At 36.1% G+C, this 8,003-nt stretch carries 11 protein-coding genes and 2 pseudogenes; 3 read left to right on the forward strand and 10 right to left on the reverse strand.

Going from position 1 to position 8,003, the window contains the following annotated elements:
• Positions 1-19: 19 nt before the first annotated feature.
• The 3 genes from HMPREF0493_RS05315 to HMPREF0493_RS05325 form a co-directional block, all read right to left on the reverse strand.
• Positions 20-250 carry a P8 family protein gene (locus HMPREF0493_RS05315; RefSeq protein WP_040457282.1) on the reverse strand — a complete coding sequence of 77 codons (231 nt, stop codon included), beginning with the start codon at positions 248-250 and terminating at the stop codon, positions 20-22.
• 148 nt (positions 251-398) lie between these two features.
• Positions 399-686, reverse strand: coding sequence for a hypothetical protein (locus HMPREF0493_RS08100; RefSeq protein ID WP_133286296.1), 288 nt, complete (start codon positions 684-686; stop codon positions 399-401).
• Positions 687-948: 262 nt separating this feature from the next.
• On the reverse strand, positions 949-1,386 hold the full coding sequence (locus tag HMPREF0493_RS05325) for a hypothetical protein (RefSeq protein WP_006352293.1): 438 nt from the start codon (positions 1,384-1,386) through the stop codon (positions 949-951).
• Between the two features lie 287 nt (positions 1,387-1,673).
• Between HMPREF0493_RS05325 and HMPREF0493_RS05330 the strand changes: the two are divergent.
• The 3 genes and pseudogenes from HMPREF0493_RS05330 to HMPREF0493_RS05340 form a co-directional block, all read left to right on the forward strand.
• A pseudogene (locus tag HMPREF0493_RS05330) lies at positions 1,674-1,937 on the forward strand (GNAT family N-acetyltransferase); the annotation flags it as partial.
• A 162-nt stretch (positions 1,938-2,099) separates the two neighbouring features.
• Entirely contained in the window at positions 2,100-2,444 is a 345-nt protein-coding gene (locus tag HMPREF0493_RS05335; protein ID WP_006352295.1) for an SDR family NAD(P)-dependent oxidoreductase, read from the forward strand.
• 316 nt (positions 2,445-2,760) lie between these two features.
• Positions 2,761-3,129 (forward strand): hypothetical protein, encoded by a 369-nt coding sequence (locus HMPREF0493_RS05340; RefSeq protein WP_006352296.1) that lies wholly within the window; start codon positions 2,761-2,763, stop codon positions 3,127-3,129.
• 114 nt (positions 3,130-3,243) lie between these two features.
• Here HMPREF0493_RS05340 and HMPREF0493_RS08105 read toward each other — a convergent pair whose 3' ends face one another.
• The 7 genes and pseudogenes from HMPREF0493_RS08105 to HMPREF0493_RS05370 form a co-directional block, all read right to left on the reverse strand.
• Complete coding sequence (locus HMPREF0493_RS08105) at positions 3,244-3,489, reverse strand: hypothetical protein (protein ID WP_006352297.1); 246 nt, start codon at positions 3,487-3,489, stop codon at positions 3,244-3,246.
• 81 nt (positions 3,490-3,570) lie between these two features.
• A pseudogene (locus HMPREF0493_RS09360) lies at positions 3,571-3,753 on the reverse strand (hypothetical protein); the annotation flags it as partial.
• A 121-nt stretch (positions 3,754-3,874) separates the two neighbouring features.
• Positions 3,875-5,425: a hypothetical protein gene (locus HMPREF0493_RS05350; RefSeq protein ID WP_006352299.1), complete on the reverse strand. Its 1,551-nt coding sequence runs from the start codon at positions 5,423-5,425 to the stop codon at positions 3,875-3,877.
• 33 nt (positions 5,426-5,458) lie between these two features.
• Positions 5,459-5,905 (reverse strand): HIRAN domain-containing protein, encoded by a 447-nt coding sequence (locus tag HMPREF0493_RS05355; protein ID WP_006352300.1) that lies wholly within the window; start codon positions 5,903-5,905, stop codon positions 5,459-5,461.
• Positions 5,906-6,057: 152 nt separating this feature from the next.
• Positions 6,058-6,903: a DNA/RNA non-specific endonuclease gene (locus HMPREF0493_RS05360; RefSeq protein WP_006352301.1), complete on the reverse strand. Its 846-nt coding sequence runs from the start codon at positions 6,901-6,903 to the stop codon at positions 6,058-6,060.
• Positions 6,903-7,526, reverse strand: coding sequence for a sunset domain-containing protein (locus HMPREF0493_RS05365; RefSeq protein ID WP_006352302.1), 624 nt, complete (start codon positions 7,524-7,526; stop codon positions 6,903-6,905). The genes HMPREF0493_RS05360 and HMPREF0493_RS05365 overlap by 1 nt, the downstream gene beginning before the upstream one ends.
• Before the next feature lie 104 nt (positions 7,527-7,630).
• The coding region (locus tag HMPREF0493_RS05370; RefSeq protein ID WP_006352303.1) for a potassium channel family protein at positions 7,631-8,003 on the reverse strand (373 nt) is incomplete at its 5' end.

Consider the following 8,003-nt stretch of genomic DNA (forward strand, 5'->3'; position numbering starts at 1 on the left):
ATCAAGTAGAATATTTTAGTTATTTCTTCAAGTTCTTTTCGCAGTAGTCTTTGATCTTATCGTCATCAGCCTTTAAGATCCATTTAACAGCTGCTTCGGTCTTCATCGTGTCACGGCCATTTGCTTCCATTTCGTGGTTCCAAATAGCGACACGAATAGGCATATCGTTGCCCTTAGCCCAATCAAAAACTTGATCCATGTTACGATCAATCATTGCGGTTTGTTCAATTTCTTTTTCATCTGCTGCCATAATAAAAACTTCCTTTCTCTCAGCACCTACATTATAGTTCTCTTTTAAAATTTTGACGCAGAAATAAAGTAATTTTCTATCCAAAAAATAAAAATGACCAAATCTTCTATTGAGATTTGATCATTTTACCAACCTGTTATTCAATTTTTCAACTTTTACTCGGTCTAACCACGATTAGATCAACAATAGAAGAATCAAGGCCAAGAATGAAACAGCTACACCAATCAAGCCTAAAGCTAAAGTGTTTTAGTGACCTGTCTTTGACAATGACAATGATCTTATTTCCCTTCTTAATAGTAGGATTGGTTGGTGCAACTTCTGCAGAACCGAATTGTGGTGCAGAACTTCCTCCATCAGCTGCAGCAACTTGACCTACTACTCCTAATAAACCAATTGACAGAACGATACTTGAAACAAATCTAACTATCTTTCTCATCTTTAAAACCTTGATCCTAATAAGCATTTTATACACTCTGATATCTCTATTCACTTATCATTCTACCCAATAATATAAGATGATCAAGCGTGCAAAAATTGCAGTTATGTCTATTATACTAGTATTTGAGCTCTGTATAGAATAACGAAAACAGGCTGTTATTTTATACTAAAAAATGAGTGAAAATGCGGCTTTTCCTTGATATTGTACGCTTAAAAGATAAAAAAGACTCTTATCCCACATCAGAATAAGAGTATACAAATTATTCTTTTTGACTTAATTTGAAGTAATCCCATAAATCGGTTACTAATTCAAAGGCTAAAACGAAGAAGATAACTTTGGTCCACGAATGAGTAAAAACGAAAAGAAAGACGATAGCACCGATAAATAAGGCGATGATAAAAATCATGCCAGCAATAGTCATCGCTAATCCGACATTAGCTACAATCTGTTCCATGCGAGTTAATTCGTCTTCTTCCTCCTGCAGCTTCTTGTACTTTTTGCTGTTGCGCAAAACCAACGCTCTAATTTCAATTCCAAAACCGATGAAAAAGATTACGACTCCGATTAATGAAATAGTCAAATTGGATTCTGGTCTAATGGCGAGAATTCCACCGACAATCAGAAGGATTTCTGAAATGATATTTAGTAACAATTTTTTTCGGACTAATATTTTAAACTGTTCGTTATGAATCTCCACTGTACATCCCTCAATACGTTATAAGTATAGTATACATAGTATACATGAGAAAGGCCCGCATTTGACAGAAAACATGCATAGACAGGCATAAAATTATGCAAGCTATTACACTTCTAATATAATTGTATTTGTACTCGGATTGGGTTTGGCCGCTTGTGACAGTTACGCTTTGAGCTTTAGGAGCAACAGTTTCTTGACTTTGATTATTATCATCACCACTGCAATTTTGATTATCATCAGTTTCAGGCAATGGAGCTACGTTGTTATCGTTGTTGTTTATTGGAGCTGTTGGTTTCGTTGGTTATGGTAGGCATCGATTAGAGTTCCTTTACGTTGATCCTGATTTTCAAGATAAAGGCATTGGAACCGAATTAATGGAAGCTGCACTAAAAAAATTAAAGCGCCCAGTTAGGCTTGGCGTATTTTCAGACAATCAAAACGCTAAACGATTATATGAAAAATTTGGTTTTAAAGTTGTCGATACACTTACTGAGCGGTGGTCAGATGAAGTACCCAAAATTTACTCAGAGGATACAATGGAACTTAAATAAGAAGCCACCCATGCCCTGTCCAACCTATTCAAGAAATGACAATTAAAAGGACTACGATAATGTCTTTAACCTTGATGCTCGTGGTCTTGTTAATATGACCATTCATGTTTTGCCACTTTTGATTAACGCACATGGGAGCATTATTAATATGTCCAGTGTTGTATGTCCAGTGTTGGTGCACAACATCCAGGTGTTAACTTGTCACTTTATACTGGAGCTAAGGCCGCTGTTGAAAACTTTACTCGCGTCTGGGCAGTTGAACTTGCTAAAGACAAGGTCCGTGTTAATGCGATTGCACCTGGTGCCTTTAAGACCAGCATTTGGAATAAAACTAATTTGCCAGAAGATGAAGAACGTGCACATGAGCAAAGAATTATCGATGGTATTCCTGCTCATCGGATGGGTGACCCACGTGAAGTCGCAGCTTTAACTGCATTCCTTGCTTCAAGAGATGCCGCTTACATTACTGGCCCTATTTATGATATTAATGGTGGTATGGGTATTTAATTTTTTATTGAGTTAAAAATACATAAAGCTTTAATTCCTCAGCTGATTAATTGACTGAGGATTTTTTAGTTGCTTAACCTACTTGCTGAAGCTACTTGTTGAAGCTAGTTACTTAATCTACTACTTAACTCTATTACGTTTTTTATTCTTTTTCCCTACTTTCTATCTCCAAAAAAGAGATTTACTCAAACAGATATAGTTTTCTGCCTTATTTTTTGCATTTTTCTCATTTTAATAATGCTCTTCTGAACTGTTTTATAGGTACCTTAGAGCTTTTCACCAGAGTTTCGACCATAAGTCGTAATATATACAACTGATGAGCATCCAGAAAAAGGGGGTTTTCTCATTTGGAGGTATCTTCAAAATTTTAAATAAAACTTTCAGGCTTGACCAAGATCAGGTAATTTTATTATTAATAATTGCTAATTTAGGATATGTTACTGAAAAGCAACTTCACTTACTTTGCTCAGCAATAAAAGTATTAATCATACAAATAGAACTTTCTTTTATTATCCAAGTAATCTTTTTTATGCCATCAGGCAAAAACAAACAAGTCCCATCAGATGACATCATTCAAAATAAATCAGGTAGCATTAATCAGGCACCGTCAAGCAGCAAAAATCAAATTCCATCAGGGCAAGTCAATCATGTCCCATCATGCAAAACAAATCAGGTTCCATACTAAATAACCTAAAAGTTGAAACGCATACAAATATCCTTTAGTCATAATTGCCATCTTACTTAAAATTTGAGATGAAATATCATAATGAGCTTGATGAAATACATTTCTATAACTAAATTAAATTTGGATCAAATTTAAAGAAGACAAGGCTATTCTCTTGTCTCGTAAAAGAAATGTCATGACATCTTCATTTTGCAATTCGGAAATATTTTCTGGTAATCCAGCCATCATTAGTGCAACAGGATGATCTTGACGATTTAAAAGTTGATAATATGAAGCAAATTTCTTTAGTTCTTTATTACTTTTTACTTCATCGATGGTAATTAATACCTTTGTGCCATTATCCTTTAATCGTGAAAACATTTGGGTCAAAATTACTTGATACGCTGATAAATTTTGTTTGATATCTGCAGAAAGTTCTAAACCAAATGCTGAAAATGATAATCAACGAATTGATACAAACATTTTTTGAGTTGCTGTATTTGCTCTTATATATAAATTGTCTATGAGAGTAGCTAACAAATCGGATTCCATAGCTAAATCGATCACTATCCAATTTTCCTTTTCTGACATTTTTCTCCCTACTTCTGTCAGAAAAGTAGTTTTCCCTACTCCTCGCATACCATAAACAAAAAAAGCATCCTCTCAAGGGATGCTTTCTTGCTTTAAAAATCAATCTTTAATGCATCGGCTACATCATCAAAATTCAGCGGCCAATATTAAAAGTGCCGAGTTTTCGTATTAAATCTTAGAAAAATTCATCATCATTATGCTCTTTGAATTTATAAAAATAATTATCTGATCGCGGAGAAATAATACCAACTTCACTAAATTCTGCATCTTCAGCACCTTTCAAGTTCTTAACTTGGTCGGCATCAACCTGATCGCCATCTTTTAAGCCAATTTCCAGTGCCCAGGAATCAGTTGCGAGGTCAACAGCAAATGGTTCCTCTTTAACGTCTGAAAAATGATCAAGGTCCGTGCCAGTAAAACCTGTGTCCTCAACTCTGAGCCTTGTCGGCATCCCTTTTTCTTGCAAGAATCTACTGATTCGGCCGAACAAGATTCTTAAATGCTCAATATCTGTATCATTGGCGTTGATATCAACCCATTTGCCATCAGCATTAGCAATGATGTATCGACCAATTTGACAGGCAAGAACAAAGAATTCATCCGGCAATTCGCCATCAATTGGGATGCGTTTAAAAGCGTGTTCGTATTCGATCAGCTTTTTACCTGCCTCATCATCAATTTGGTTAGCAATACCTGCGCCCTTGTTGGCATCATTCAAACTAGATTCTTTATTGATATAGCAGTAATCTACAAGGAACAGCAAAATTTGATGGAGCTGCTCAGTAGTCAGGCTCTCACCTTCACCGCTTATCTCTCCTAAATTATCAGAATGAAGTTCTTGTTTATTTAGATTTACTTTTTCGTATGAAATAGCCCGATTTACATAAAGATCTAGTAATTGCTTAATATTTTCATCAACCGATCCCATTAATTCAAGGGATCTCTTTTCGGCTTGTGCTTTGACAAAATCCAGGATACCAGAATCTATCTGCGTAAGATCTAACAAATAGCCTTCGTCTCTGCGAGGATTGTAAATCATGAGCTTTTTAATCTGATCTGGACTTACCAATTCATCTCTCAGTAAAACACGATAAAGAAATAATTGACGCACCCAATTAGGTTGCATTGTTTTATGCTTAGAAACTTTAAAATCAATCAAAGTATCAGATGATAAATAATCACCGTCCCCACTGATTAAGCCATTTGCAGTTGCCGAACCATAGCCTGTCCGAATGATATTGCCGATTTTTTCTAAATAAGCCTTGACCCGTTTGAGCATAACCTTGTAATGAGCCATGGTAGTGTCATTAGGATAAATTTGCGGCGGAAAGTAGTAGCCACCGCGTAAGGCCTGTTCCCATGCACAAATGTTGACACCAATATTGAAGACATCATCATCAAGATCATCGATTTCCTTATCTTCAACCAGCGCTTTTAACATGGCAGCTTCATATAAATACCGCTCTTTCTGATCATCATTTGCCATTTCACCAACACCGCGCGCGGAAACGCCAAATGCATCATCATCGTTCAAAACAATTATCCGTGTTAAAAAGTCGATTAAAGTCCCCGTTGTTGCAGGTGCCATGTTTTCTTCTTCAAGAGGAAGTTCACCCAAATTGTCAGAATGATATTCAATCTTTTGGAATTTTCTCGTACTAACAATCTTGCTTAGTGGCAATAATTTTGAATTTCCAGCAACTGTGGCTATATTTTCTTCTAGCATCTATCTATACCCTTATCACTCAGTTATCAGTTATTAATTTTCATGCAAAAATACTTTAACGACCAAATAAAGCTTCTTGCCATCCCAGTGGAATTGCTTCGTTTTCCCCGTCAACAAATTGCCTTCATCCATCAGGCGACTCAAAATCAGGTTATGCTCTCTTGGCAAATAGCCGAACTTCAAGCCGGTTGTCGTGTAAACGGCAATGGCATGCTTATCGGCTTCATTGTTAGGCTCTCTTATCAAAACCAGCGGATCATTCTCCTGCAATTTTGGAATGACGTGGTTTTGCAGATCCTGATATTGACTGCCTGCAAGCTCGCAGCCATATAGGAACACATCACGTGAAGTCTTGGAATTGTTGTAATAGAGCTTCTTCAGCTCATCTATTTGGGTTTGCAAGTTGTCCATACGGTCGAGCATGTCTTCGAAAAAGCCCTCCGGCGGCATGACAATGGTATCGTGATTATGAATTTCCATTTGGATAGCCTCTTTTCTATATTTGGCTATCGGTAAAATATTAATATTTTACTTTTATTATAATGGATAAGCTTATAATTTAGACAATTGATAGAAATATTTGTATTAAAAAAATCCCCGTTTGAGGGGATACATTTTAATTTATATTTGAACTATCCTACTCGACTAGTACCATCAGAATAATTCAAAGTTACGCCATTTTGAACATTAAAAATATAAACATTGAAGTGAACTGCATTTGAACCAGTTGATTGACCTTCCATTTCAACACCACGAGCCAGCAATTCATTACCACGGAAAATTGGCGTTACACGATATCGAACATAGTTTGATCTACTTTCTTTAATGTAGTCAGCCACTTCATTCTCATAACGAAGCATATCTGGATCGTTCAACTGTCTGGTTCCAGTCATCAGGTTCTTGATATTATTGTTTTGCCCTGTCAACTGATATCCAATTAAGTGACAGCGATTATAAAGCCACCCACCTGCAATACGTTTATTATGCCAACCTGTTGGATCAACATGCAGAGGTTCACGTTCACTATTAGGCATCAAAGATTCATTCAGCAATGCATTAGCGGCTGTTACTCGATTCAGCCCATCAAGATCACCATATTTTTGCCATGCGCCTTGGCTTGTATTTAGATCACTCTTTGTAAACTTAGGATCATTATTATTAACTGTAATAACATCTTTACCAGAATAATTTAGACTTGCTAGTTTTGCTTCGCTGACTGATTCAACGGTTTTGCCTGAATATTTCTTAAGCTGTTTGCGAAGTTTTGCAATCTTTTTATCTAGACTAACAATTTTCTTTTCAGTCTTTGTATTCTGTTTCTCAATCTTCTTCGATTTGGTTTCATCAGTACGATCATATTTAATGACTGTTTTTACTTTTGCAATGACAGTTTGATCTACTTGAGGATTGCTAATCGCACCAGCACTGCCAAAAAGCAAAAGGACACCTGAGACAGTCGCAATAATTTTCTTATTCATTATCTCTTAGCCTTTCTATAACCAGCGTTAATTGCATCCTGTTCACTGTTGAAGTAGACAGCATTTGCAGAATTCATTCGATAACCAGCCTGTCCTGGAACGTGATAAATCTTTGTGTTTTTATTGCCAACGATTTTACCAGAATCGGCAGTATCCATATCTCCTCTTCCTGCTCCATTGCTGGATGAAGAGTGGTGCGTTGTAGCAGTCGATCTGTGATGTGTAACGGTCGTTTGCTCGCTGCTGTGCTTTTTGGCCTCTTGCTGTGCTTTCTTAGCTGCATCTAATTCCGCAACTAGTTTGTCATATTCTTTCTGCTTCTTTTTCTCTTCAGTATTTAAAACCTTTTCTTTCGCCTGATCCTTGGCCAGTCTTTGAACGCCAACTTTTTTAACAACAACGTGCATTTTAGGCGCAGACGCCGTATTGCTGGTTGTATCTTCATCATCATGCAAGGAATTTACCCAACAACAAAAAAGCACAAATACAGTAATTACTGAGCCCAGAGCTGACCAGGCAATTTTGTGCTTTCTATTTTTAAAAACAAATTTTTTAAATAAATAATATGGGGCCAAATAGTACCAAAACAGAACCCATAATAAAATCCTCCAAAATCGATTCATTTTATTCTACCACCTTAAATTTTCTATAAACTCCAGTTCAAGTTTACACCTACTCTAAGTAATTAAGGCAGTCTTTTTAGGCATAAAAAAACAGAAGATTTTAATTAATCTTCTGTACTATTTTGTTTTAAAGCAGAGATTTCACTTTTTAAATCCTTATTTTGTTTTTCTAGTTCATTTAGTTTGGACATAATCATTTCAAATTTTTTATTATCACTAGATTGATCTTCGTCAGAATCACTTTTTACAAAGTAGGTCGTAATTGAACTAGTCAACATTCCTATGATCCCAATACCAACAATCATCAATAATAAAGCAATAATTTTCCCGACTATTGTATGAGGTGAAATGTCACCATAGCCTACGGTTGTAGCAGTGGCAATCGCCCACCAAAATGATTCTCCTAACGAAACATGTTCACTTAGTGAATATGCTACAGCTCCTATGATAAGAAAAACTAAACTAATATATAGTAGA

It is taken from the genome of Lactobacillus amylolyticus DSM 11664, from assembly GCF_000178475.1.
GTDB classification, from domain to species: Bacteria; Bacillota; Bacilli; order Lactobacillales; family Lactobacillaceae; genus Lactobacillus; species Lactobacillus amylolyticus.

Excerpts from the sequence above, each read along its gene's own strand:
- HMPREF0493_RS05315 (WP_040457282.1), bottom strand. The coding sequence starts at position 250 with ATGGCAGCAGATGAAAAAGAAATTGAACAAACCGCAATGATTGATCGT.
- HMPREF0493_RS08100 (WP_133286296.1), bottom strand. The coding sequence starts at position 686 with ATGAGAAAGATAGTTAGATTTGTTTCAAGTATCGTTCTGTCAATTGGT.
- HMPREF0493_RS05335 (WP_006352295.1), top strand. The coding sequence starts at position 2,100 with ATGTCCAGTGTTGGTGCACAACATCCAGGTGTTAACTTGTCACTTTAT.
- HMPREF0493_RS05340 (WP_006352296.1), top strand. The coding sequence starts at position 2,761 with ATGAGCATCCAGAAAAAGGGGGTTTTCTCATTTGGAGGTATCTTCAAA.
- HMPREF0493_RS08105 (WP_006352297.1), bottom strand. The coding sequence starts at position 3,489 with ATGTTTTCACGATTAAAGGATAATGGCACAAAGGTATTAATTACCATC.
- HMPREF0493_RS05350 (WP_006352299.1), bottom strand. The coding sequence starts at position 5,425 with ATGCTAGAAGAAAATATAGCCACAGTTGCTGGAAATTCAAAATTATTG.
- HMPREF0493_RS05355 (WP_006352300.1), bottom strand. The coding sequence starts at position 5,905 with ATGGAAATTCATAATCACGATACCATTGTCATGCCGCCGGAGGGCTTT.
- HMPREF0493_RS05360 (WP_006352301.1), bottom strand. The coding sequence starts at position 6,903 with ATGAATAAGAAAATTATTGCGACTGTCTCAGGTGTCCTTTTGCTTTTT.
- HMPREF0493_RS05365 (WP_006352302.1), bottom strand. The coding sequence starts at position 7,526 with ATGAATCGATTTTGGAGGATTTTATTATGGGTTCTGTTTTGGTACTAT.